The organism is Bifidobacterium sp. LH_424 (genome assembly GCF_056356895.1).
Map to the genome: position 1 here is coordinate 1 of NZ_JBKEVC010000022.1, position 1,321 is coordinate 1,321.

Consider the following 1,321-nt stretch of genomic DNA (forward strand, 5'->3'; position numbering starts at 1 on the left):
CAAGTCATGAAAGTGGGCAGCACCCGAAGCCGGTGGCCTAACCTCCTTTGGAGGGTGGAGCCGTCTAAGGTGAGGCTCGTGATTGGGACTAAGTCGTAACAAGGTAGCCGTACCGGAAGGTGCGGCTGGATCACCTCCTTTCTACGGAGAATTCAGGGCGAGGGTTTCTCGTCCGGTGTGTGCCCCGCGCGTGCGATCGTCGCACGTGGGTCGGGGTTGCTGGTGTGGAAGAGATCGTTGGCTTTTTCGGGTCGTCCCTTTTGGGGGTGGCTCTTGTGGGTGGTGCGGCATGCTTTTGGGTTCCCGGACCGCCACTCCTGGAGGGTGTTTCCTTCCGGTGTGCGGGTCCGATGCCTTCCTGGCTTGGCTTGCCGGCTTGTCGTCGGTGTGGCTGGTCGGGGTGTGTGTTGGTGGTTTGAGAACTGGATAGTGGACGCGAGCAAGAAAGAGTTTTTTTCTTGTTTCTGTTGATTTCGAATGGACTCCGAGATGTTTTTTTGTCTTGGGTGTTCGTTCGGTCGTTTTGTGATCATTTTGACATGTTGTGTTGATGTGTCGTCCGATGTATTCGCGAATTTGGTTTTCGCCGGTGACGCTTTCGTGTGTTGCTGGTGAGGGCGCAGTGGTGGATGCCTTGGCGGACAGGACCGATGAAGGACGTGTGGGGCCGCGATAGGCCTGGGGGAGCCGCCGACAGGGCTTTGATCCCAGGATGTCCGAATGGGGGAACCCGCCACCCTGGATGGGGTGGCACCAGTCTTCGGGCTGGGGGGTACGCAGGGAAGTGAAACATCTCAGTACCTGTAGGAAAGGATGTTCCGTGAGTAGTGGCGAGCGAAAGCGGATCAGGCCAAACCGGTGTCGTGTGATACCCGTCGGGGGTTGCGGCATCGGGGTTGTGGGAGCGTGTGTCCCGGTTCCGACGGACCGGGCGTGAGTGATAAAGCCGTGTGCGAGACGAACAGGATTGGATGCCTGGCCGTGGAGGGTGATGGCCCCGTAGTCGTATGCGCATGGTCTCATGATCGCGTGTTCCCAAGTAGCGCGGGCCTCGTGGAATCCCGTGTGAATCCGCCCCGACCGTGGGGTAAGCCTAGATATTCCTGTCCGACCGATAGTGAACTAGTACCGTGAGGGAAAGGTGAAAAGCACCCCGGGAGGGGAGTGAAAGAGTACCTGAAACCGTGCGCCTACGATCCGTCGGAGCCTCCTTGATGGGGTGACGGCGTGCCTATCGAAAAATGAGTCTGCGAGTCAGTGGCAGGTGGCGAGCGTAACCCGTGTGGGGTACGCGTAGCGAAGGCGAGTCTGAATAAGGCGT

The 1,321-nt window shown here is 58.7% G+C and carries 2 rRNA genes; both read left to right on the forward strand.

Annotated elements, in window-relative coordinates:
- A 16S ribosomal RNA gene (locus AC1AYP_RS10595) occupies positions 1–141 on the forward strand; the annotation flags it as partial.
- Positions 142–601: 460 nt separating this feature from the next.
- Positions 602–1,321 (forward strand): 23S ribosomal RNA (locus tag AC1AYP_RS10600); the annotation flags it as partial.